This window comes from Mycobacterium helveticum, from assembly GCF_007714205.1.
Taxonomy (GTDB): domain Bacteria; phylum Actinomycetota; class Actinomycetes; order Mycobacteriales; family Mycobacteriaceae; genus Mycobacterium; species Mycobacterium helveticum.
In genome coordinates this window covers 1-835 of record NZ_VMQU01000318.1, presented here as the reverse complement: position 1 = coordinate 835, position 835 = coordinate 1, and the positions used below count along the sequence as shown (strand labels likewise).

Here is an 835-nt window from a genome sequence, read left to right as displayed (position 1 = left end):
AACACTCCTTCTGCTCCGCCCAACGGCGGTCCGATGATGGACCACCCCGGACTTACACAGATGGAATGACACGCCCGGGGGCCCTGTCGAATTACAAGAAATCCGCCGATGAACCCGACGACCATGCAATTGGGCGTTCGCGAGGCGGGCTGACCACCAAGATCCACACCCTGACCGATCAGCGCGAAGCTGTTGTCGCGGTCCGGTTGACCGCTGGCCAGGCCGGCGACAATCCGCAGTTGATGCCTTTGCTCGACGACTACGACCACGCCTGCGCTGAGCACGGTGTGACCGGTGGCGACTTCCGATTGCTCGCCGACAAGGCGTATTCACACCCGAGCACGCGCACCGAATTACGTTCCCGAAGAATCAAGCACACGATTCCCGAACGCAAAGACCAGATCGCCCAGCGCAAGGCCAAGGGATCGGCCGGGGGTCGCCCACCGGCGTTCGACGCCACACTCTACGGTCTGCGCAACACCGTCGAACGAGGCTACAACCGGCTCAAGCAATGGCGCGGTATCGCGACCCGCTACGACAAATACGCCCTGACCTACCTCGGCGGTGTCCTATTGGCCTGCGCCGTAATCCATTCCCGCGTCGGAAACAACCAATTGGGAGACACGCCCTGATATGGAATCGGTTTTGTCAAGTGGGCAGGGGGAAGCGGGGGCCCATGACCGTCGTCGGGGCGCCCGCTTCCGTTGACCGAACTGACTGGGTGGGTGGCGAGCGTGTCGTTGTCGACGCGTCGTCAAGTCTGACCCTGATTTTTCAGCCGGCTTGTGATGATCTTGTTTTCGGTGATCTGGTTGATGGTGGCTGCGCGCTGATG

At 61.4% G+C, this 835-nt stretch carries 1 pseudogene; it reads left to right on the top strand.

Annotation, left to right across the window (positions count from 1 at the left end):
- Positions 1-77: 77 nt before the first annotated feature.
- Positions 78-632 (top strand): annotated as a pseudogene (locus FPZ47_RS27695) (IS5 family transposase); the annotation flags it as partial.
- Positions 633-835: the final 203 nt, after the last annotated feature.